Annotated in this window: 18 protein-coding genes; 12 read left to right on the top strand and 6 right to left on the bottom strand. The window is 58.0% G+C overall.

Going from position 1 to position 22,094, the window contains the following annotated elements; all coding sequences use genetic code 11:
* Positions 1-72: 72 nt before the first annotated feature.
* Both R1W01_RS05775 and R1W01_RS05780 read right to left on the bottom strand, forming a co-directional pair.
* The gene (locus tag R1W01_RS05775) at positions 73-822 is read right to left on the bottom strand and encodes a DeoR/GlpR family DNA-binding transcription regulator (protein ID WP_243612737.1); all 750 of its coding nucleotides are present in this window, start codon (positions 820-822) and stop codon (positions 73-75) included.
* A gap of 50 nt (positions 823-872) precedes the next feature.
* A complete protein-coding gene (locus R1W01_RS05780; protein WP_317275052.1) occupies positions 873-1,856 on the bottom strand; it encodes a GlxA family transcriptional regulator in 984 nt (327 codons plus the stop codon).
* Positions 1,857-2,032: 176 nt separating this feature from the next.
* Here R1W01_RS05780 and R1W01_RS05785 point away from each other — a divergent pair, with 176 nt between their 5' ends.
* Together R1W01_RS05785 and R1W01_RS05790 are read left to right on the top strand one after the other, a co-directional pair.
* Positions 2,033-4,456, top strand: a complete 2,424-nt coding sequence (locus R1W01_RS05785; protein WP_317275053.1) for an FAD-dependent oxidoreductase — start codon at positions 2,033-2,035, stop codon at positions 4,454-4,456.
* Positions 4,457-4,465: 9 nt separating this feature from the next.
* The gene (locus R1W01_RS05790) at positions 4,466-5,395 is read left to right on the top strand and encodes a phosphotransferase (protein WP_317275054.1); all 930 of its coding nucleotides are present in this window, start codon (positions 4,466-4,468) and stop codon (positions 5,393-5,395) included.
* A gap of 65 nt (positions 5,396-5,460) precedes the next feature.
* Here the strand turns inward: R1W01_RS05790 and R1W01_RS05795 are convergent, their stop codons facing one another.
* Positions 5,461-6,237 carry an inositol monophosphatase family protein gene (locus R1W01_RS05795; RefSeq protein WP_317275055.1) on the bottom strand — a complete coding sequence of 259 codons (777 nt, stop codon included), beginning with the start codon at positions 6,235-6,237 and terminating at the stop codon, positions 5,461-5,463.
* Positions 6,238-6,245: 8 nt separating this feature from the next.
* Positions 6,246-7,016 (bottom strand): DeoR/GlpR family DNA-binding transcription regulator, encoded by a 771-nt coding sequence (locus tag R1W01_RS05800; RefSeq protein ID WP_243612732.1) that lies wholly within the window; start codon positions 7,014-7,016, stop codon positions 6,246-6,248.
* A gap of 211 nt (positions 7,017-7,227) precedes the next feature.
* Between R1W01_RS05800 and R1W01_RS05805 the strand changes: the two genes are divergently transcribed.
* The 10 genes from R1W01_RS05805 to R1W01_RS05850 all read left to right on the top strand — a co-directional run bounded on the left by R1W01_RS05805 (position 7,228) and on the right by R1W01_RS05850 (position 20,038).
* Positions 7,228-8,169 carry an ABC transporter substrate-binding protein gene (locus tag R1W01_RS05805; protein WP_243612731.1) on the top strand — a complete coding sequence of 314 codons (942 nt, stop codon included), beginning with the start codon at positions 7,228-7,230 and terminating at the stop codon, positions 8,167-8,169.
* Positions 8,170-8,296: 127 nt separating this feature from the next.
* On the top strand, positions 8,297-9,292 hold the full coding sequence (locus tag R1W01_RS05810; protein ID WP_411028146.1) for a quaternary amine ABC transporter ATP-binding protein: 996 nt from the start codon (positions 8,297-8,299) through the stop codon (positions 9,290-9,292).
* A complete protein-coding gene (locus tag R1W01_RS05815) occupies positions 9,289-11,292 on the top strand; it encodes an ABC transporter permease (protein ID WP_317275057.1) in 2,004 nt (667 codons plus the stop codon). Before R1W01_RS05810 ends, R1W01_RS05815 begins: the two co-directional genes overlap by 4 nt.
* Positions 11,289-12,188 carry a choline kinase family protein gene (locus tag R1W01_RS05820; protein WP_317275058.1) on the top strand — a complete coding sequence of 300 codons (900 nt, stop codon included), beginning with the start codon at positions 11,289-11,291 and terminating at the stop codon, positions 12,186-12,188. Before R1W01_RS05815 ends, R1W01_RS05820 begins: the two co-directional genes overlap by 4 nt.
* On the top strand, positions 12,185-14,629 hold the full coding sequence (locus R1W01_RS05825; RefSeq protein ID WP_317275059.1) for an FAD-dependent oxidoreductase: 2,445 nt from the start codon (positions 12,185-12,187) through the stop codon (positions 14,627-14,629). The genes R1W01_RS05820 and R1W01_RS05825 overlap by 4 nt, the downstream gene beginning before the upstream one ends.
* Positions 14,629-15,396, top strand: a complete 768-nt coding sequence (locus tag R1W01_RS05830) for an N-formylglutamate amidohydrolase (protein WP_297755229.1) — start codon at positions 14,629-14,631, stop codon at positions 15,394-15,396. The genes R1W01_RS05825 and R1W01_RS05830 overlap by 1 nt, the downstream gene beginning before the upstream one ends.
* Positions 15,384-16,748, top strand: a complete 1,365-nt coding sequence (locus R1W01_RS05835; RefSeq protein WP_243612725.1) for a glutamine synthetase family protein — start codon at positions 15,384-15,386, stop codon at positions 16,746-16,748. The genes R1W01_RS05830 and R1W01_RS05835 overlap by 13 nt, the downstream gene beginning before the upstream one ends.
* Positions 16,749-16,753: 5 nt before the next feature.
* Positions 16,754-18,130: an aldehyde dehydrogenase family protein gene (locus R1W01_RS05840; protein ID WP_297755234.1), complete on the top strand. Its 1,377-nt coding sequence runs from the start codon at positions 16,754-16,756 to the stop codon at positions 18,128-18,130.
* 41 nt (positions 18,131-18,171) lie between these two features.
* Positions 18,172-19,317, top strand: coding sequence for an iron-containing alcohol dehydrogenase (locus R1W01_RS05845; protein WP_297755236.1), 1,146 nt, complete (start codon positions 18,172-18,174; stop codon positions 19,315-19,317).
* Between the two features lie 97 nt (positions 19,318-19,414).
* On the top strand, positions 19,415-20,038 hold the full coding sequence (locus tag R1W01_RS05850; protein WP_297755238.1) for an HAD family hydrolase: 624 nt from the start codon (positions 19,415-19,417) through the stop codon (positions 20,036-20,038).
* A gap of 979 nt (positions 20,039-21,017) precedes the next feature.
* Here R1W01_RS05850 and R1W01_RS05855 read toward each other — a convergent pair.
* Complete coding sequence (locus R1W01_RS05855) at positions 21,018-21,407, bottom strand: DUF5615 family PIN-like protein (protein WP_317275060.1); 390 nt, start codon at positions 21,405-21,407, stop codon at positions 21,018-21,020.
* Between the two features lie 24 nt (positions 21,408-21,431).
* Positions 21,432-22,034, bottom strand: coding sequence for a DUF433 domain-containing protein (locus R1W01_RS05860; protein WP_317275061.1), 603 nt, complete (start codon positions 22,032-22,034; stop codon positions 21,432-21,434).
* Positions 22,035-22,094: the final 60 nt, after the last annotated feature.

Below are 22,094 nucleotides of genomic sequence, written 5' to 3' on the forward strand. Positions count from 1 at the left end.
AATGGCGGAGCGACAAATGAATGGGAACCCGTCTCCGTTTGCGACCAATAGCGCCAGCCTTTGCCCGCAAGATCAGATCGTTATGACTCTGGTCAACTCTGCATAGCGGTCGTCGTCGATGATACGATCCGTCACCATCCAAGAAGACCCAAAGACATTCTCTGCCGCGATCAAACCGGAGGTGCCTTCCGTGTGCATTTTGCTGTGATCGACGGCGAAAATGACCTGCTCCGCAATCTGTGCCATCGCGATGACCATATCGGCCTCGCATTGCTCACTCATCAGGAAACCCCGCTCCGGGTGAACCTGCGCCGCGGTTGCGATACAGAAATCGACCTGCATTCGACCGATCGTGTCAAATGCCGTTCGATCGTAGGAGGCGCCGTCATAATCACGTAATTGCGTTCCGGCAAAATACACTCGATTGCCCTTAGTCATGGAGAGGTTGCTGGCCACAAAAGCGGAATTGGTCACAATCGTGAGGTCTTGCTTCATCTGTAGGGCTTGAGCAACAAAACCAGAGCTTGATCCCGCATCAATCGCGAGCGACGCCCCGTCAGGAATAAGCTCCGCAATTTTTGCTGCGATGCGCGCCTTGGCATCGCGGTTGTGTTGCATCCGGATCTGGAAAGGCGCCGTCGTGGGGTTTTCGACGCTGACGATGGCGCCGTGTACCTTTTCGACCTTTCCATCGGCAACCAGAGGCTTGACGATCCGGCGGATCGTCTGATCCGAAACATCCAGCATTTCTGCCAATTCCGTGACTGTCATAGTACCACGCAAAGCGACAGCGTTGAGGATTTCTTGATCATACTTAGCCATGGTTGCTATTTTCCAGAATCCAACACCGGGCGCAACTACGGCACGGAAATTCAGCTAAACTGTGTTGGTGTTACCCCGAATTTGCGTTTGAAAGCGTTTCTGAAGCAGGAATCAGACGGAAACCCGCAAGCGAGGGCAACTTCCAAAACGCTCATGTTTGTCACCTGCAAGAGTTTCTGTGCCTTGCGCAGGCGATGATCCTTGATGAATCTGAACGGCGATGTCCCGGTTTTCTTGGCGAAAAGCCGTTCCAGTTGCCGTCTGGAGATGTTGAATTCGCGGCAAAGATCTTGAACCGAGATGTCTTCTTCGTAGCTCCTCTCGATACGTTCCACCACGGACAGGAAAATCTGGTTGCGAGACCCGTATTTGCGGGCCAGCGGGATTCTCTGGGGAGTGCTCGGAGGACGGCATGCCGGCCGGTTAAGCTGCCCCTGAACATCATATGAGACATCGCGCCCATGACGTGCCTCGATCAGGCCGACCATCATTTCTGTCGCCGCATCGCTGCACGTGCTGGCACAGATACGCGGCGTAACCGTATAGAGCTGATCGACCGAGTCGACATCGGGAAACAGCTCTCGCATGGGGTCCATCCACTCCCAATGAACAGCAACGGGAATGTCGCTCAACAAACCGGCTCGGGCCATGGTGAAAACAGAGTTTCCTAACAGAATGAACCTGTTACCCACACGGTATTGACGGCGCAGCCATGAAATTAGCTTCTTTTCCTCTTCCGAAGGTGTTCTTCCCCAGTTCAGCACGACCAGGGTATCTCGATGCAACTGGTTCATGTCGGTACTACAGGCCAGTTCGGCACCGCAGGCGAGCTTCGTAGGCCTTCCCGAAAGCGACGCATAGTGCCAGCGGAAATGCACAAGACCTGAAACCGAGTTGGCTGTATGCATCGGCTGGGTAACCGCGCTGCAATCCGCGAGTGTCGCTCCCTCGCCGAGAACGATAACGACATCCTGTACAATCGGCTGCACCGGTTGCGCGCCTGAACTGAAGGAATTCCGAGCAGGGTGTTCCATGAGCGACCTCCTTTGGTCTGTTCCAACACAGAATTGGTCTCTGGAGCCCGAGTTAGACGCCAGATTGAAAGGCATCCTGCGCCAATTCCAACCCCACATCAACATTTATCCACATTATTTGTTGTTTTTTGTTGGTTTTGTGTCAGTCTACTTCCGAATTCAGTGAGGAATCGGAAATGACCACCCATTCGGCAAAGCATCTCATCATTGGCGGAGGTATCATCGGATGCTCCACCGCATATCACCTAGCAAGAAATGGCGAGAAGGACGTTGTTCTTCTTGAGAAGGCATCCCTGACAGAAGGCGCCACTTGGCACGCGGCGGGGCTTGTCGGACAGCTGCGCTCGTCGCGCAATACCACCCGTATGCTGAAACGGTCGGTCGCCATGTATGACCGGCTACAAGAAGAAACCGGCATGGCGTTCGACTGGAAGAAAGTCGGCAGCCTGCGATTGGCCGCGACGAACGAACGACTGCTTGAAGCCAAGCGCCTGACGACGATGGCGAAGAGCTTCGATCTGGAAATGGAAATGATCACGGCGCAAGAAGCCAAAGAGCTGTTTCCCTATATCGACGATACCGGGCTCCAGGGCGCGGCCTTCATCCCCTCGGACGGGCATGTTGATCCCGCCAGCCTCTGCCAGGCCATCGCCGCAGGTGCGCGAAAATACGGCGCACAAATTCGTCAAGGCGTGAAGGTTCTAGATTTCGAAGTCAAAGACGGCCGCATCACCAAAGTCATGACCAGCGAGGGCGATTACGAAGCCGAAACCATCGTGATGGCCGCTGGGATGTGGAGCCGCGAACTCGGTGAAAAACTGGGGATTCACGTGCCGGCTTGCGCGGTGGAACACCAGTATATCGTGACCGAGCCGCTGCCGGACATCGAGCTGGTCAAGGGGCTGCCGACCCTGCGCGACCCTGAACGCCTTGTCTACTACAAGCCCGATGCGGGGGGACGCCTTGTGATCGGCGGCTATGAAGAAGGCACCCTACCCTTTGGAGACGATGGCATTCCCGGCGAATTCGTGCGTCAGCTTCTACCGGACAATCTCGACCGCTTCGGGCCCCTCGCAGAGCTTGCAGCCGAAGTGACCCCCGTGTTGAACGAGGTCGGCATCCGCTCTGTGATCAACGGCCCGATCCCTTATTCTGCCGACGGCGACTTCGTTCTGGGTTGGGCGCCGGGCTTTGATAACCTTATGATGGCGACCGGCTTCCTCTACGGAATCGCCGCTGGCGGCGGCGCTGGCGAAATGATCGCCGAATGGATCACCGAAGGGCGCCCAAGCCTCGACCTTTGGCCTCTCGATTGCCGTCGATTTGGTCCGCATCATGGTACCAAGTCCTTTATGTATCCGCGCGCAGTCGAGCACTACGCCCATCACTACAAAATGCGTTATCCGGGACAGGAACATGAAAGCGCGCGAAACCTGCGTCTCTCTCCCCTCTATGACATCCTCAAGAAAAACGGTGCTGTCTACGGCTCGAAGAACGGATGGGAGCGACCGCTTTGGTTCGCGCCTGAAGGTGTCGAACCGGTCGATCAGCTCGATTTCCTCGAGCCCGGCTGGCACAAGTTCGCAGCTGAAGAGCATAAAGCGGTGCGCGAAGGCGTCGCCCTTATCGATCAGTCGAGCTTTGCCAAGTTCGAAATCATCGGCCCCGGCGCCCTCGATCTCCTGCAGCGCCTTGCCGCCTGCAACATGGACAAGCCCGATGGCACAGTGATCTACGCTCAGTTCTGTAACGAAACCGGTGGCATCGAGGCCGACGTGACGATTACCCGGTTAGGGCCCGACCATTTCTACCTTGTGACAGGATCAGGCTTCGGAACGCATGACGAAGACTGGATCCGCCGCAACATGCCCAAAGACGGCTCGGTGCATCTGATCGAGGTCACCTCGGGCCGGGCCGTGATCAACATCTGCGGACCCAAAGCGCGTGATGTGCTGCAAGCGGTCTGCGAACAGGATGTATCGAACCAAGCCTTCCCGTTCGGTACCGCCCGAAATATCACCGTGGGCAGCGCACCGGTACGTGCTGTTCGCATTGGCTTCGTCGGTGAACTTGGCTGGGAATTGCATGTTCCAACTGAATTTGCAGCCCACGTCTACAAAACCTTGCGCGCCGCGGGAGAAGCCCATGGCATTCGCGATGTCGGCTATCGTGCCATCGATTCCCTGCGACTGGAAAAAGGGTATCTCTACTGGTCCGGCGATATCTCCCCCGACTACACCCCCATCGAGGCGGGGCTCGGTTTCCGGGTCCATCTCAAGGCCAAAGGTGATTTTCTCGGCCGCGGTGTTCTTGAAAAGCAGAAAACCGAAGGGCCGGATAGGAAGCTCTGCACCTTTGTCACAGCAACGAAATTGCCCCTCTATGGCGGCGAAACGATCATTCACGATGGCCGAACAGTGTCCCTCGCGACAAGCGCCGGGTTCGGTTACTCGGTTGGGCAAACCATCATCTTCGGCTACCTTGAAAAAGCGCTGTGTGATGAAACAGAATTTGAAATCGAGGTGTTCGGCGAGCGACACGCGATAACGAAGGTCGACGGGCCGGTGTTTGACCCTCAGAATGAAAAGCTTAAAGCCTAAGGAGCGCTCATGTACGAATACACTCAAACCGTTCTGTCCACCTTGCGGAAGACACCCGGCTTCGAGAGCGTCTCGGCAGAACAATGCAAAATCACACGCCTTGGCGGGTTGACCAATCTTGTCCATCTTGTCGAAACCTCGGACGCGCGCGTGATCGTGCGCATTCCCGGAGACGGGACCAATGAATACATCGACCGCGGCGTTGAAATCACCAACGCCCAAGCGGCTTGGCGCGCCGGCATTTCGGCCGAGGTCCTCTGGGCCAACGCCGCCTCCGGTGAAATGGTCTCAACCGCAATCGAGAACATCGAGACGATGACACCCGCCTTGTTCAAGGAAAGAAACGGGGCCCCGGAACGCGCCGGCAAAGCACTGGCCAAGCTGCATCAATCGGGTGAAAGCTTTGATTTCCGGTTCGAACTTTTTGCGATGATCGAGGAATATCTCAAGGTTCTGGCCACCAAGGATGTCGATCTTCCCGAAGGATATCATGCCGTGGTCAAGGCGGCAGATCCGGTCAAGGAGGCACTGGATGCCAACCCCGCCCGCCTTGCACCTTGCCATTGTGATCCGCTTTGCGAGAACTTTCTCGATGATGGCAGCGCGATGTGGATCGTCGATTGGGAGTATTCCGGCATGAACGACCCGCTGTGGGACGTTGGTGACCTGTCTGTCGAAGCCGAAATGGACGATGCGCAGGAGGCTGAATTGCTGCGCGGCTATTTCGGACGCGAGCCCACTGCGGCGGAAAAAGGGCGCGTCGTCATCTACAAAGCCATGTGCGACTTGCTTTGGACGCTATGGGGCCTGATCCAGCACGCCGATGACAACCCGGCCGAAGATTTCTGGGCCTATGCCACCACACGCTTCGACCGCTGCAAGACACTCATGAATGGCAAAGATTTCCCGGCCCACGTCGCGGCGGTGACGGCTGGCTGACGCGACTTTCCCATTTATAAGAATAGAAGAAGGGCGCCGGAAATCTCTCCGGCGCCCTTTCTCATTTAGCCGTTGATCAGCTCGAGCATCTCCTGAAGCAACTCGGGCGTCGCCGCAGTCACCACCTTGCCATCAGAGTCGAGGGTCAGGTCTCTGCCCTGCCAGTCCGTAATCACGCCACCAGCAGCCTCGATGAGTCCGACAAGCGGCAGATAATCGTAAGGCTCGAGTCCGCAATCCACTACGGCATCAATCTGCCCCGCCGCCACAAGCGCGTGGGGATAGCAATCATAGGCCATACGCCGTGTATGTCCGCTGCGGCACAGCCGTCCGAACAGCTCCGGATTCATCCCCGCCAGTCGTTCACCTTCATTCAGGTAAATCATCGCTTCGCTCAGTGTCCGGGTCTGGCGGCAATGTATGGCGGCCCCGTTCAACGTCGCCCCACTGCCCGCCAATCCGACAAATGTCTCGTCCAACGCCGGCATCCGGACCAGCCCGAGCTTGGGACATCCCTCAGCCAGAAACCCCAGCAACATACCGAACAATGGCGACCCGGTGATGAACGACCGGGTTCCGTCGATCGGGTCGATGATCCAGGTCTCTCCGTCGAGCGAGCCCGAGATGCCGTATTCCTCGCCAAAGATCCCGTGATCGGGAAAGGCGCTTTGCAGGGCGTCGCGAATGTAAGCCTCCGTCTTTCTGTCCGCCACGGTCACAGGGCTATCATCGGCCTTTGCATCGATATCGAGCGCTGCGCGAAAATGGGCCATCGGGATCGCGCTTGCTTCGCGCGAGATTTTCTCAGCGATCGTGCCGATTTCTTCCAACGGGGTGTTCATCATTTCTCCTATTTGGCTATCTGAATCTCGGTGCCCCAATCGCCAAGAGCCGCCGAGACAATTGCCTTGGGCGGTTCCTTGTCACAAATCAGGTAATCGACATGTTCGGGATGACCGATATCAACGGGTGCGACACGGCCGAACTTGCTTGAATCGGCCGCAATGATACGCGTGCTGGCCTGACGCATGATGAGACGCGAGAACCGCGCCTCCTCCAGATCATACAGGAAGAACCCTTTTTCACTGATCCCGGCGGAAGACAGTACGGCGTAGTCGGTATTGAAGTTCGCCGCAAATTCCATGGCATCCGCACCGAATGCACCACCATCATGCCCGCGCAGCTCGCCACCGGCGAGGAAGACACGGTTCTCATTCCGCGTGGCGAGGCGAAAGGCCACATAAACAGAGTTCGTGACCACCACCAAACGACGGTGATCGCGGAGCGCATCGGCGATATGGGCTGTCGTACTTCCGATGTCGAGAAACAACGACACATCGTTGGGCAACATGCTGGCCACATGCTGGGCAATCCGCTGCTTGGCGACCGGGTTCTCGCGGTAGCGCGCGTTAAAATCAGCCTCAGCGCTGTCGTTCATGAGGCGGACACCACCGTGCATTCTCTCGACCACCCCATCATCGGCCAGCACCTTGAGGTTCCTGCGAACCGTTTCTTCGGTCACTTGCAGAGCTTCGGCCAGTGCATGAATCCGCATTGAACCGCCGGACTGGTGCAATTCCGTCAGGATAGCTCTCTGTCGGTGGTTTACCCGTGTCTCCATGATTCTTCTCCAATTTGGCGGTCAGCAACGTGGCTTTCCCAACATTAAGCTTCTTTTATCGACATAATTCCACATATTTTTTCGGGTTTACAACTTTATCGAACTTTTTTTGTTGCTTTTTGTTGGTATGTGACCAACCATCAACGCAATACCGCACTTTCAGACAACTGGATTTGCAAAACCCAAAAAACCAACAGCTCGGAGGCTGATCATGACAAAATTAACCACATATTCCGCGGCACTTCTGGCGGCCCTTTCGGCCTCGGGGGCGATTGCAGACGTTGAATCCCTCGACCCGATCAAGCTCACCACGCATGACTGGACCGGCCAGATCATCACCACCACCATCATGGGCGAAGTCCTGAAAAAAGCGGGCTACAATGTCGAATACGTCCAGGCTGACTACATCGCGCAGTTTGCGGGCCTGAAAACCGGTGACCTGCATGTCGCCATGGAAATCTGGGAAACCACCGGTCGCGAAGCCATGGACGAAGCCTTTGGCACGGGCAAAGTGGTCAACATGGGCCCGAGCGGCATGAAAGCCATCGAGGAATGGTGGTATCCTGCCTACATGGAAGAGGTCTGCCCCGGCCTGCCCGACTGGCAAGCACTCAATGACTGCGCCATGGAATTCGCAACCCCCGAGACCGCGCCCATGGGCCGTTACCTCGGCGGCCCCGTGACATGGGGCGGCTTTGATGACGAACGCGTCGAGGCTCTGGGCATGGATTTCGAAGTGGTTCACGCGGGCACCGACGCGGCGCTTTTTGCCGAGCTGGAATCCGCTTACCAGCGGAAAGCCCCGATTGTCCTGTGGATCTATTCGCCGCACTGGGCAACAGCCAAATATGACGGAAAATTCGTCGAGTTTCCGCCCTATTCTTCCGAATGTTACAACGACCCATCCGTCGGCGTGAACCCGAACGCAGCATATGACTGTGGCAAGCCGACCGGCCCCATCTGGAAAGTCGCATGGTCCGGCGTCGCAGAGAAATGGCCGGGTGCAGCAGATGCAATCAACGCCTTCAACATCGACAATGACACGATGGGCTCCCTCGTCGGCAAAGTCGATCTGGAGGGCGAAAGCATCGAGGGCGTCGTCGCCGAATGGATGACCGCCAACGAAGCCACGTGGTCGACCTGGGTTAAGTAAAATTAGCCCACCGGAGAAGGCGCCCCACTCCCCGCGCCTTCTCCCCACATTTTCCTACAATACAGGCCGAAACCGGCCCAACCCCGAGGTAAATATGGAGCGTTCCGTAAAACTGGAGTGCCGCGGCGTGTGGAAGATTTATGGGCCGCAGCCCAAAGCCTTTCTTGAACAACACAATGGCGCACCGACCTCTGACGATTTCGAAAAGGCGCACTCTGTTGGCGCGGTGCGTGACGCCAACGTCCAGATTTACGAGGGCGAGATCTTTGTCATTATGGGGCTGTCCGGCTCCGGCAAGTCCACACTTGTGCGCTGCCTGTCACGTCTGGTCGAATCCACGGCGGGCGAGATCAACTTCGAAGGCCGTGATCTTCTGACCATGGGCGACGCCGAATTGATTGACGTGCGTCGCAAGAAAATGGGCATGGTGTTTCAGCATTTCGCACTGCTCCCCCACCTCACCGTTTTGCAAAACGCCGCCTTCCCGCTGGAAATTCAGGGCGTTTCCCGGAAAGACCGCGAAGACCGCGCGCGCCAGATGATCGAGACCGTCGGCTTGAAAGGGCGCGAAGACCATTACCCTCGCCAATTGTCGGGAGGCCAGCAGCAGCGTGTCGGCATCGCCCGTTCATTGGTTGCAGACCCCGACCTTTGGTTCCTCGACGAACCGTTTTCGGCGCTTGATCCCCTGATCCGTCGGGAAATGCAGGACGAATTCCTGCGCCTCCAATCCTTGCTGCACAAGACTATCGTTTTCATCACCCATGACTTCGACGAGGCCATTCGACTGGCAGACCGGATTGCCGTGATGAAAGATGGCTGTATCGAGCAGATCGACACGCCGGAAAATCTGGTGATGAATCCGGCCACGCCCTATGTGCAGGAATTCACGCGCCATATTCCCCGCGCCAAGGTCATGCGCCTGGAATCCATCATGTCACCGGGTGTGCCCGATGGCGAATATGCCGGCGATCTTCCTGGCCACCTGACAGTCGCGGACACCGTCCATCAGTTGGACGAAGCCTCTCTGCCGTTCCGCGTTCTGAATGAGGATCAGGCGCCGATCGGCACCATCGACGCACGCGCCGCTATTGACGTTATGATCGGGCGGGGCGTGGAATGAGCAGGCTGTTCAAATTCCTGACGTCCGGACCCCGTCTTTTCTGGCTCCCTCTGTTTCTTGTAACGTGGGCGCTGTCGACCTGGTCCTTTGCCCTCTACAAGGCGTTGGATGCGCGCTGGATCATCCGCTTTCCAAAGCAGTACGAATTGCCTTTGGATGTTTGGATCTCCAGCGCCATGTCGTGGCTGGTTGAAGAGGCCCATTTCGGCTTTTTCTCTTTCCGTGACCTGACACGCTTCATCGCAGCCGTCATCGAGCTGCCATATCAAATGGTGCGATCCCTGCTGATTGATGGATTTTCTGTCGGCCAGGGGCAACAAGCCATCGAAATCGCTCCCTCCATCAGCTGGATTGCGATCATTGGAACGATGGCGGCGCTGGCATATTATGCCAAGAACAAGGCTCTGGCATGGCTCGCCGCCCTGTGTTTTGCCTATCTCGCGATCTTCGGCCAATGGGAAAGCGCCATGGTCACGCTCGCCTCGGTCCTGATCGCAGTGCCGATCGGGGTGGCTGGCGGCCTGATGCTCGGCATCCTGTCTTATCGTCACCCATGGTTCGAGCGGACCCTGCGCCCGGTGCTCGACCTCATGCAGACTGTGCCCGTCTTCGCCTATCTCGTCCCGATCCTTTTCCTGTTCGGCTTCGGTCCGGTCTCGGCCCTCGTTGCCACCGTGATCTACGCCATGCCCCCCATGGTGCGGATTTCTACCGTGGCCCTTCAGACGGTTCCCGAAGAGGTGATTGAGGCAGGGCGCATGGTCGGCTGCAAACCGCGTCAGCTGATGTGGAAAGTGCTGGTGCCGACCGCGCTCCCGTCCCTGATGGTCGGGGTGAACCAGGTCATCATGCTGTCGCTCAACATGGTGATCATCGCGTCGATGATCGGTGCGGGCGGTCTCGGCTACGACGTCCTGACCTCGCTACGGCGCCTGGACATCGGCGGCGGAATCGAGGCTGGTCTGGCCATCGTCGTCATGGCAATCGCGCTGGATCGCGTCAGCCAGGCTTTCGCGATCCGGCGTGTGCGCCCCCGCCCTGACCCGGCGCACCCTTTCTACCTGCGCTATCCGCTGACCAGTGCTGCGCTTGGCCTGACTGTCGTGACCACACTTCTGAGCCTCTACGTGCCTGCCTTCCGCGTTCTGCCCGAAGCCGTCACCATCAACACCGGCTCGATCTGGACCACAATGATGGAGTGGATCAACATCACCTTCTTCGACACGTTCGAAGCGATCAAAACATTCTTCCTGACCAGCCTCCTGCTGCCTGTGAAGCGCTTTTTCGCCGGCATCCCGTGGATCTGGGGCATTCTCGTCGTCGGGATCGCCGCCGGTCGCCTCGGCGGCTGGAAGCTGGGGCTGATATCGGCCTTGATGACCCTCTTCATTGCCGCAAACGGTCTTTGGGCCAAAGCGATGATCACCGTCTATCTGGTTTCCGTCTCCGTCCTCATCGCCAGCGTGATCGGCATCCCGCTTGGCATCTGGGCCGGACAGAGCGCACGTGCCAACAATGTCATCGGTGCGCTGATTGACACACTGCAGACCCTGCCAAGCTTCGTCTACCTCATCCCGGTGGTCATGCTGTTCCGAGTGGGTGACTTCTCGGCGATGATCGCCGTCGTCCTCTATGCCCTCGCCCCGGCGGTCCGTTATGCGGCCCATGGTATCCGCTCAATCGATAGCGAATTGATTGAGGCCGGCAAGGTGTCGGGCTGCACGGAACGCCAGCTGCTCTTGCGGATCAAGCTGCCGCTGGCTGCACCGTCGCTGCTGCTGGGGCTGAACCAGACCATTATGCTGGCCCTGTCCATGCTCGTGATCACCGCGCTGGTCGGCACTCGTGACCTTGGTCAAGAGGTCTATATCGCCCTGACCAAAGCCAACACGGGCCAAGGGATCATTGCCGGACTTTCAGTAGCCTTCATCGCCATCATCGCCGATCGCATCGTCACGGCGCTCGCTCGCAACTCGCAGGAAAGGTTGGGGATCAAATGACCTCTATACTCGATCGCGCCTTTGAAACCGCTCGCGCCCTGCCCTGTTGGCAAGGAACACCGCAGATATCACAACTCGGTGGCGGCATCACGAACATCAACTTGAGAGTGTCAGACGAAGCCGGCGAATACGTGGTCCGGTTCGGCGAGGACATTCCCGAACACGGCGTGATGCGCTTCAATGAACTGGCCATCTCACGCGCGGCTCATGCCTGTGGCCTGTCGCCCGCGATCCATCACACCGCCCCCGGTGTTCTGGTGCTTGACTATATCCCGTCGACACCGCTCGAGGCCGCCGATCTGCATGACACCGACACGTTGCAGCAGGCCGTCCGTTTGATCCGAACCCTGCACCGCGACGTGACCCAAAAGGTCCGCGGTCCGGTTCTGACATTTTGGGTGTTCCACGTGCTGCACGACTATGCGGCGTTCCTGTCGGAAAACACATCGCCCCATACCCCGCTTCTGGCCGAACTGATGCTAGAGGCCCAGGCGCTGGAAAAGGCCGTTGGCAAGGTCGACCTTGTTCTCGGCCATAACGACCTGCTTCCATCAAACCTCCTGCGTGCCGAGGACAGGCTATGGCTCATCGACTGGGACTACGGCGGTTTCAACTCGCCCCTCTTCGACCTTGGTGGTCTCGCCACCAACTGTGGCCTATCTCCTGACGCCGAGCATCTGATGCTGGAAACCTATTTCGGCACACCATCGGATCGGGACCTGATGAACAGCTATGGCGCGATGAAATGCGCCTCCCTGCTGCGCGAGACCATGTGGAGCATGGTCTCGGAAATCACCTCGAAGATCGACTTCGACTATGCCGCTTACACCGCTGACAACCTGGCCCGCTACAGGCAGGCCCTTTCTGAATACTACTCCCAAAGAGGATCAAAATGAGCGATTTCCCTAATACTGCACAAGCCGTCATCGTTGGCGGCGGGATCGTTGGCTGCTCGACCGCATATCACCTGGCCAAGTTGGGTTGGGACGTGGTTCTTGTCGAACGCAAGAAGCTGACATCCGGCACGACCTTCCATGCCGCAGGCCTTGTGGGCCAGTTGCGCTCGAACGCGAACATCACCCAGCTTCTGGGTTATTCTGTCGATCTCTACAACTCGCTGGAACAGGAAACAGGTCTGGGCACGGGCTGGAAGATGAACGGCGGGCTGCGACTGGCCTGTAATCCCGAGCGTTGGACCGAAGTCAAACGTCAGGCCACCACAGCCCATTCCTTTGGCCTCGACATGCAACTGCTGACCCCGAAAGAGGCGCAGGAGCTTTGGCCGCTGATGACAATCGACGACGTCATCGGCGCAGCTTATCTGCCGACCGACGGTCAGGCCAACCCCTCGGATATCACGCAGGCATTGGCCAAGGGCGCACGCATGGCCGGCGCGCGGATTTTCGAAGACACTAAAGTGACTTCCGTCGATATCGAAAAAGGTGTGATCAAGGGCGTCGAAACCGAAAAGGGCCGCATCGAAACCCCGATCGTGATCGCCTGCTGTGGTCAATGGACACGGACCTTTGCGAAATCCGTCGGTGTGAATGTCCCGCTCGTCCCGATGGAGCACCAGTATATGGTGACCGAACGGATCGAGGGCGTTCCCTCCAACCTGCCGACCCTGCGCGATCCCGACCGCCTGACCTATTATAAGGAAGAAGTCGGCGGCCTTGTGATGGGCGGCTACGAGCCAAACCCGATCCCTTGGGCCACCAACGGAATCCCTCAAGGGTTCCACTACACACTGCTGGATAGCAACTTTGACCATTTCGAACAGCTGATGGAGCTCTCCCTCGGCCGCGTGCCAGCGCTGGAAACCGCAGGCATCAAGGAACTGGTCAACGGCCCCGAGAGCTTTACCCCGGATGGCAATTTCATCCTCGGCGAAGCGCCCGAACTGAAGAACTTCTTCGTGGGCGCCGGTTTCAACGCATATGGTATCGCCGCCGGTGGCGGTGCAGGCATGGCACTGGCGGAATGGGTCGCCAAAGGCGAACCGCCGTTCGACCTCTGGCCCGTCGATATCCGCCGCTTTGGGCGCCCGCACTTTGACGATGACTGGATCCGCACCCGCACGATCGAGGCCTATGGCAAACACTACACGATGGCTTGGCCGTCCGAAGAGCACGACTCCGGCCGTCCCTGCCGGAAATCGCCTCTCTACGATACGCTGCACACCAAGGGTGCCGTATTCGGGGAAAAGCTCGGCTGGGAGCGACCCAACTGGTACGCAGACACAAGCGCCGGAGAGGAACAGCGGGACATCTACACGTTCGAGCGCCCGAACTGGCACGTTCCAGTCGGCCGAGAGCACAACGCCTGCCGAAATGCCGCAGTTCTGTTCGACCAGACATCCTTTGCCAAATTCGCACTGAAAGGCCCGGATGCCGAAGCCGCACTGAGCTGGATTGCGTCCAATGACGTGGCCAAGCCTGTCGGATCGTTGATCTATACCCAGATGCTGAACGACAGAGGTGGTATCGAATGTGACCTGACCTGTGTTCGTGTCGCGGAGGATGAATACTACATTGTCACAGGGACCGGCTATGCCACGCACGATTTCGACTGGATTTCCAAGAACATCCCCGACGGCATGAACGCCCAGCTCGTCGATGTCACCTCGTCCTATGCGGTCCTCTCCCTCATGGGGCCCAAAGCGCGAGATATCCTGCAGGCCGTGACAAACGACGACGTGTCGAATGCGGCCTTCCCGTTCGGCAAGGCCAAGACGATCGGCATCGCCGGATGTCCCGTCAACGCTCTGCGCGTGACCTATGTCGGCGAGTTGGGCTGGGAGCTTCACCTGCCGGTCGAATACGCCACGACCGTCTACGCAGCGTTGCACGCCGCCGGTGCGGAACATGGTCTGATCGACGCGGGATACCGCGCGATCGAAACCTTGCGGCTTGAGAAAGGGTATCGTGCCTGGCCGTCCGATATCGGGCCGGACCACACACCAGACGAGGCCGGCTTGGGCTGGGCGGTCAAGTTGAAGAAAGACATTCCCTTCAAGGGCCGCGCAGCGGTGGAAGAACAGCGTCAAGGCAAGCTCAAGAAGATGCTCGCCACCTTTACGACAGAGGGCGATGTTATCCTATCGGGGCGTGAAACCATCTACCGCAATGGCGAGCGTGTCGGCTACATCAGTTCGGCCGGTTACGGCCACACGATCGGTAAGTCGATCGCCATGGGGTACGTGCGTTGTGACGAGGGGCTCGACCGGGCCTATATTCTCGACGGTGACTATGAACTCGAGGTCGCAACCGTGCGCGTCCCCTGTACCGTGTCGCTTGCCCCCCTGTTCGATCCCAAAATGGAGCGGGTAAAGGTCTGATGGACGACACCCCCGTTATCATTTTCAATGGCTCCGGCACGTCAGACATCGTTCTGGTGTGTGAACATGCCTCACAGCATATACCAGCCCGCTATGGCGGGCTGGGGCTGACGAAGGACGCAGCCAACAGCCATGCGGCCTGGGACCCCGGCGCCTATGGTGTGGCGCGGGAACTCTCGGCCATACTGGACGCGCCTCTTGTCGCATCGGCTGTCTCCCGGCTGGTCTACGACTGCAACCGCCCGCCCGAGTCAGATACGGCCATCCGCGAAGTGTCAGAGATCTACGACATTCCGGGCAACCGCGATCTGACCAAAGAGCAACGGGCCGAGCGCATCGACACGGTGTACCGGCCCTTTGAAAAGGCCGTCTCGGAGATGCTGGATCAGAGAGCCTCCGGCGTTCTGGTCACGGTGCACAGTTTTACACCGGTTTTTCACGGCCAGCCCCGCCAGGTCCAATTGGGAATCCTCAACGACGAAGACACCGCCCTTGCCGACAAAATGCTCGACCTGGCGCACGACCACACCTCCCTCAAGGTCGCGCGCAATGAACCCTACGGCCCCGAAGATGGGGTCACCCATACCCTCAAGCACCACGCGCTTCCGAGGAAATGGCTCAACGTCATGCTGGAGTATCGCAACGACATGATCGCAACACCGCTGCAACAACACCTCGTCGCTACTGATACCGGGGCGCTCATTATCGACGCGCTGAAAGCGCTCGCACTTACGAAGAACAAGGAGGCTGGCCAATGTCCGGTTTGATTTCTCTGGACACCCTGACGTCCGAAGCCAAGGCCGGGACGCTCGACACCGTCCTAGTCTGCCTCGTCGATATGCAAGGTCGACTGATGGGCAAACGGTTTCACGTCTCGAATTTCCTCGAAAGCGGGCACAAGGAAACCCATTGCTGCAACTACCTGCTGGCAACCGATCTGGAAATGGCAACGCCTGACGGATACGCAGCCACAAGCTGGGAGGCGGGCTATGGCGACTATGTCATGAAACCCGATCTTGGCACGCTGCGCCGTGTTCCATGGCTCGACGGCACCGCAATGGTGCTGTGTGATGTTATCGACCACCACACGCACGAACCCGTCCCCCATTCGCCCCGCCAGATTCTCAAGAAACAGGTTGCGCGCGCACAAGCCATGGGGCTGACGCCCTATATGGCGACCGAACTGGAATTCTTCTTGTTCGAGAAAAGCTATGATGAAATCCGCAAGAGCGGGTTCCGTGATCTTGAAACGCTGGGTGGATATAACGAGGACTACCACATCCTCCAGACCTCGCGAGAAGAGCACGTGATGCGTCCGATCCGCAATCTGCTCGTCGAAGCGGGCGTCCCGGTCGAAAACACAAAAGGCGAGGCCGAGGCTGGTCAGGCAGAACTGAACATCCGGTATGCAGACGCGCTTCTGGCCGCCGATCAACACACGGTCTCCAAGCAGGCGATCAAGGAAATCGCGGACCAGAAAGGCCATGCCGCCTCCTTCCTGCCCAAGTGGCACCACGACAAGGTCGGCAGCGCCGCGCATATTCACCAGTCCCTGTTCCGGGATGGCGAGAACGTGTTTTACGATGCGGACAAGCCGCGCTGCATGTCCGACCTCATGGGCAGCTACGTGGCGGGACTGATCAAATATGCCGCCGACGGCATGGTGTTCTTGGCGCCATATGTAAACAGCTACAAACGGTTTGTGCCCGGCACCTTCGCCCCCACGAAAAGCGCTTGGTCCGTTGACAACCGCACTGCTGGTTTCCGTCTTGTCGGAGAAGATACCAAGGGTGTGCGGATCGAGTGCCGTATTCCGGGATCGGACATTAACCCCTACCTCGCCTGCGCTGCCCAACTGGCCGCCGGGTTGGCCGGGATAGAAGAAGGCCTTGCGTGCCCCGAGCCGGTCTCCGGTGACCTCTACTCCATGCAGGATGTCGCCGATGTGCCCTATACCCTGCGCGCCGCGACCGAGTCCCTGCGCAAGTCGGACATGCTACGCACTGCCTTGGGTGATTGGGTGGTAGATCACTACACCCGTGCCGCTGAAGTCGAACAAGAAGAATATGACCGCGTCGTGACCGACTGGGAAGTCGCGCGCGGGTTTGAGAAAGCCTGACACAAATGACATTGAAATGTATCTCCCCGATAGACGGATCGGTTTTCGCCGAACGTCCGACCCTTTCGCTTGAGGCGGCGACCGACGCGGTGGTCCGCGCGCGCACCGCACAAAAGGCATGGGCAGCGCGGTCTCTCGCAGAACGGACCGAGCTGGTGATGGACGGTGTGGCCGCCGTTGGCGCTATGAATGACGAGATCGTGCCGGAACTGGCCCATATGATGGGCCGCCCCGTCCGCTATGGTGGCGAGTTTGGCGGCTTCGAGGAACGCGCAAGCCACATGGCGACCATTGCAGAGGAAGCGCTCGCGGATATCGAAGTGGGCGAGGACGACACGTTCAAACGCTATATCAAACGTCTGCCGCATGGCGTTGTGTTTGTGGTCGCGCCTTGGAACTACCCCTACATGACTGCGATCAACACGGTGGCACCGGCCCTAATCGCGGGCAATACCGTGATCCTGAAGCACGCCTCCCAGACGCTGTTGGCGGGCGAGCGTATGGCGGCTGCTTTCCACGCGGCTGGCGTTCCGACCGACGTGTTCCAAAACCTCTTTCTCGATCATGACGTGACAACCGACCTTATCTCGGCCAACGCGTTCGACTTCGTGAACTTCACCGGCTCCGTCGGTGGCGGACGCGCTATGGAACATGCGGCAGCAGGCACCTTTACCGGAGTTGGTACGGAACTGGGCGGCAAGGATCCGGGATATGTGATGGACGACGCCGACCTAGAGGCCGCCGTAGATACGCTGATCGACGGGGCCATGTTCAATTCCGGACAGTGCTGCTGCGGGATTGAACGGATCTATGTGCACGAAAGCCTCTACGACGCCTTTGTCGACAAGGCCGTGGCGATCGTGCAAGCGATGAAACTGGGCAATCCTCTGGACCCCGATACGACAATCGGCCCGATGGCCAACACGCGTTTTGCGAAGGAAGTGCGTGCCCAGATCGACGAAGCCGTCGCCGCTGGCGCCGTGCCCCATATCGACACCATGCCCGCGGATGACGGCGGGGCCTACCTGACGCCGCAGATCCTGACCAATGTCACGCACGACATGCGCGTCATGCGCGAGGAGAGCTTCGGACCGGTTGTGGGCATCATGAAAGTGGCCTCCGACGAAGAAGCCATCGAGCTAATGAACGATAGCGAGTTCGGGCTGACCGCATCCCTTTGGACCCGCGATATCGACCGTGCCGCGCGTGTGGGAGACCGGATCGAAACCGGCACGGTCTTCATGAACCGCGCCGATTATCTTGATCCGGGACTGTGCTGGACCGGTTGCAAGAACACCGGCCGTGGTGGGGGGCTCTCGGTCATCGGGTATCACAACCTGACCCGCCCCAAGAGCTACCACCTCAAGAAAGTCACTGCCTGAGCCCCTGTCACGGGTCTCTGGGATATTAAAGGAAACACCACATGTCTCTTGTTGGAAACTGGTCTTACCCGACCAACATCAAGTTCGGCGCCGGCCGGATCAAGGAACTGCCGGAGGCCTGCGCGGCCCTCGGCATGAAAAATCCTCTGCTTGTCACGGATCGCGGTCTGGCCGATCTTCCAATCACGCAGGACACCCTCAACATCATGGAGGCCGCAGGGCTTGGTCGCGGTCTGTTCGCCGACGTGGATCCGAACCCGAACGAAACCAATCTCGAAGCCGGTGTTGTGGCCTACAACGCTGGCGGCCATGACGGGGTTATCGCATTCGGCGGCGGCTCGGGCCTCGATCTGGGCAAGATGGTGGCCTTCATGGCCGGTCAAACCCGCCCAATCTGGGATTTCGAGGATATCGGCGATTGGTGGACGCGCGCAGATGCGGATGTCATTGCTCCGATCATCGCTGTGCCGACCACGGCAGGGACCGGTTCGGAAGTCGGGCGCGCCAGCGTGATTACCAATTCCGAAACCCACGCCAAGAAGATCATCTTCCACCCCAAAGTCTTGCCGGGTGTCGTAATCTGCGATCCCGAACTGACCGTGGGTATGCCGAAGTTCATCACTGCAGGGACGGGTCTGGACGCCTTTGCCCATTGTGTCGAAGCGTTCTCGAGCCCGCATTACCACCCGATGAGTCAGGGTATCGCCCTCGAGGGGATGCGTTTGGTGAAAGAGTATCTGCCCCGCGCTTACGAGGATGGCAACGACCTTGAAGCACGCGCACAGATGATGAGTGCCGCGGCGATGGGGGCGACGGCGTTTCAGAAGGGCCTCGGCGCCATTCACGCGATGAGCCACCCGATCGGGGCGCACTTTAACACCCATCATGGCACCACCAACGCGGTGTGCATGCCGGCGGTGCTTGAGTTCAATGCGCCCGTAATTGCCGACCGGTTCGACTTGGCGGCGGCCTATCTCGGCATCGACGGAGGGTTCGACGGGTTCCGCGCTTTTGTGCAGACCATGAACGACTCCATGGCCATCCCGCGCAAGCTATCCGAGATGGGCGTGACCAAAGACGCGATTCCAGCGCTCGTTTCCGGAGCACTGACCGACCCGAGCTGTGGCGGCAATCCGATCGAGCTGACCGAGATGAATGTCACGGCCCTGTTCGAAGCCGCTCTCTGAGTGACGACAAAAAAGACACTGCGCAGGCCAGGAGAGCCTGCGCAGTATCCCCCGCTTCCCGCCGTGAGACAATATTCCCGGCACCACGGATCAAGAGATGCTTCTGTTCGACTTCGATGGCGTGATGGCGGACTCTCTGCAAATCTACACTGACATTTGCACCCGTGCCGCGCGGTGTCAGGGGTATCAGGGCAACCTGCCAGCCAACCCTTTTGCCGAGCTTGAACATGTTACGTTCGAAGCACTCGCCGAAACGCTTGGGCTTTGCCCCGCTGGCTTCGCCGCCGATGCCACCAAGCTTCTTGAAGAACGGAGTGATACCGCACCGGCCTTTGCCAGTATCATCGACACACTGAAAAACATCTCGACAGAGATACCTGTGGGCATTCTATCGGCCTCCCCAAAAGGGTTCATCGAACGCTTTCTCACAGCCAATGACATCACGGACTGCATTTCCGTCCTTCTTTCTCGCTCCGAGCCCGGAACCAAGGCCGAAAAGATCATGCTGTTACGACGTGAGGGGCACTTCAGGCCCATTGCTCTGGTGGGTGACGGGGTGAGTGATGTCAAAGCGGCCGCCACCGCAGGCATTGCCTCCATCGGTGTCACTTGGGGGTGGCAGTCGCCAGAAAAACTCCTGTCTCAAGGCGCCACTTTCATGGCTGGGTCTCCGGATGAGATCCAAGCCATCGCAATGCAGCTTTGGTCTCACACAGGCTGATTTGATCGACGTCATACTGGTTCGAAACATCCTAGCCGCGCCCCCAAACCCTCCGGTTTCAGTAGAGGGATTTCCGGCAAACGGCCGCAATCGCCTGCAAGACCACGGAAAACGAGGTTGCAAGGTGCCATCAGGCCAATGCGAAACAGTCTCTTTTGCCAAAACAACGATTGGGTCACCCCGCAAGACGCCCGCCCTCTCAAGAAGTACGCCGGTGCTGCTGCCTATTATTTGACCTAGAAGAATGACTGCGCTCCAAGCTGAATAGGTCGTAGATGGAAGAACCGTCGGAAGCGCAGCATCGCGCGTTCTCACCTGAGTGATTTACCACCAAACGGATGATCTCGGGACGGGTTCCTAATTGCTTAAATGAGGAGAGTTTAGCCATGGCAGAACGCTACGAGATTGCCCTGCCCACCTCAATCCGGTCTTCTTTGAAAAACCCAAGCGACGAAATTCGTGCGGCGATCCGCGCCTGCACGGCACCTTGACTGCGAAAGGTGGAAAATGGCGGAGGGGGAGTCACCCGCCGCGAACCCTCTCTACCCCCTATGTCGGCTCATGGCGGTCAATGCGTATTTATGAGTAGAAACAATACGTTGATGTTGCTCACGGCAATCTATCAGAATGTACTAAATGGCTGCAAAGGCACCGCGCGCTCGTGAATTTCCCGAAACAGGCGGACGGGATGCAAACATTCTCTACCCGAGCATTGCAACATTTTATCAACGACTTGAAATCGGCGAAAAATTCTATTAAGTTATTGTAAGTAATATATTATTTATTGCGCCAACGCAGCGAGTCTCGGCTCGATTAATGTACTCCATGTCGGCCAGTGTCGGTTCATGTCGGCTCATGGCGGTTTGGGAGGGAATGGGCCTAGGATCGGATCCTCTCCACCCCTTAAGTTATTGTAATCATTGAAGCCGATCAGGGTTCGAAAGTTATCCGGTTCGAACAGGTCTGACAGCCAACCGTTTTACGTCGCCGGCAAGGGATACAACTTCATCGTAATCCCACCCTGCGCATCTTCTTCAACTTCCAAGACATGGTTCACCATGACATCATCTGGGTCGCCACGCTCAGCAAGATAATCGATCGCCGACAACAGGTAGGCTTTCGACTTCTCACGGGAGGTGCAGGGAATAATGATGATCCCCGGATGAATTTCTTCTCGAGCGACCAAGGCTCGAAAATCCCTTGCATTCTCGGTCACGATCACAAGGTTTTCGCGCGTCGCCCTCGCCAAGACGGCATGATCCGGTTCGCCCATGCCGCCTTGATTTCGTGGATGAACCGCGTAATGCCCGATTTCAATCAGTTCGAGGGCCACCTTCGGCGATAAGCACTCGTCAATAAATAGCTGCAAGTTCGTGCGCTTTCCTATTTCACTTCAGCGCCACGGCTTTCCAGCTCCAGGCCTTCCGCGAACGGGATGGCTATTTGCGTAAGTCAGCGCGACCTCGAAGACTTCTTTCGGGATTTCACCCTCGTGATCCTCAACGAGATCGTCAAGCGTGTCACCGGCATCAACACGGCCCTTCACAGAGCGGCATGTAATTCGCGTCCCTTTGATTACGGGCTCGCCACCAAGAATTTCAGGATCGCTTGATAGATACTTATTCTTTGCGGCCATGTAGGAACGAGCGAGCGACCATTCCGTGCCGGCGATGGCGTCAAGATTAAGCAGTAGGCCTTCACCAAGGTCCGCAACTCCGAAGGAGCCCTCAAGCCTACGAGATGTCCGAAGGAACCGCCACAGACGCTTTTTGAAAGTCTTGTTCGGGGAAATGTTTGCACAGTTTTTTAGGGCGGCTGTATAGACCACGGTTTCCGCGGGCACGTGATACACCTCACGCTTTACCAGATACCCCGTGTATTTCTTCTTGTGCACGATGCCTTCTTCGCACGACTTCTCAACCTTGCGGACTGAAACACCTGCAAGATGGGCGGCCTCGTTCACAGTGAGATCGTCGATGTGTGCTGTTGTTGCCATAATCTTTCCCTTCCAGGGGAAGATATAAGGTCTAGGGGCGCATGTCAAGGCTGGGGCGCC

Origin of the sequence: Shimia sp. FJ5 (genome assembly GCF_032918335.1) — a bacterium.
GTDB lineage: Bacteria > Pseudomonadota > Alphaproteobacteria > Rhodobacterales > Rhodobacteraceae > Shimia > Shimia aestuarii_A.

What these genes read in the sequence shown, in the direction of transcription:
- R1W01_RS05775 (WP_243612737.1), bottom strand. Translation starts at nt 822, where the DNA reads ATGGCTAAGTATGATCAAGAAATCCTCAACGCTGTCGCTTTGCGTGGT.
- R1W01_RS05780 (WP_317275052.1), bottom strand. Translation starts at nt 1,856, where the DNA reads ATGGAACACCCTGCTCGGAATTCCTTCAGTTCAGGCGCGCAACCGGTG.
- R1W01_RS05785 (WP_317275053.1), top strand. Translation starts at nt 2,033, where the DNA reads ATGACCACCCATTCGGCAAAGCATCTCATCATTGGCGGAGGTATCATC.
- R1W01_RS05790 (WP_317275054.1), top strand. Translation starts at nt 4,466, where the DNA reads ATGTACGAATACACTCAAACCGTTCTGTCCACCTTGCGGAAGACACCC.
- R1W01_RS05795 (WP_317275055.1), bottom strand. Translation starts at nt 6,237, where the DNA reads ATGAACACCCCGTTGGAAGAAATCGGCACGATCGCTGAGAAAATCTCG.
- R1W01_RS05800 (WP_243612732.1), bottom strand. Translation starts at nt 7,016, where the DNA reads ATGGAGACACGGGTAAACCACCGACAGAGAGCTATCCTGACGGAATTG.
- R1W01_RS05805 (WP_243612731.1), top strand. Translation starts at nt 7,228, where the DNA reads ATGACAAAATTAACCACATATTCCGCGGCACTTCTGGCGGCCCTTTCG.
- R1W01_RS05815 (WP_317275057.1), top strand. Translation starts at nt 9,289, where the DNA reads ATGAGCAGGCTGTTCAAATTCCTGACGTCCGGACCCCGTCTTTTCTGG.
- R1W01_RS05820 (WP_317275058.1), top strand. Translation starts at nt 11,289, where the DNA reads ATGACCTCTATACTCGATCGCGCCTTTGAAACCGCTCGCGCCCTGCCC.
- R1W01_RS05825 (WP_317275059.1), top strand. Translation starts at nt 12,185, where the DNA reads ATGAGCGATTTCCCTAATACTGCACAAGCCGTCATCGTTGGCGGCGGG.
- R1W01_RS05830 (WP_297755229.1), top strand. Translation starts at nt 14,629, where the DNA reads ATGGACGACACCCCCGTTATCATTTTCAATGGCTCCGGCACGTCAGAC.
- R1W01_RS05835 (WP_243612725.1), top strand. Translation starts at nt 15,384, where the DNA reads ATGTCCGGTTTGATTTCTCTGGACACCCTGACGTCCGAAGCCAAGGCC.
- R1W01_RS05840 (WP_297755234.1), top strand. Translation starts at nt 16,754, where the DNA reads ATGACATTGAAATGTATCTCCCCGATAGACGGATCGGTTTTCGCCGAA.
- R1W01_RS05845 (WP_297755236.1), top strand. Translation starts at nt 18,172, where the DNA reads ATGTCTCTTGTTGGAAACTGGTCTTACCCGACCAACATCAAGTTCGGC.
- R1W01_RS05850 (WP_297755238.1), top strand. Translation starts at nt 19,415, where the DNA reads ATGCTTCTGTTCGACTTCGATGGCGTGATGGCGGACTCTCTGCAAATC.
- R1W01_RS05860 (WP_317275061.1), bottom strand. Translation starts at nt 22,034, where the DNA reads ATGGCAACAACAGCACACATCGACGATCTCACTGTGAACGAGGCCGCC.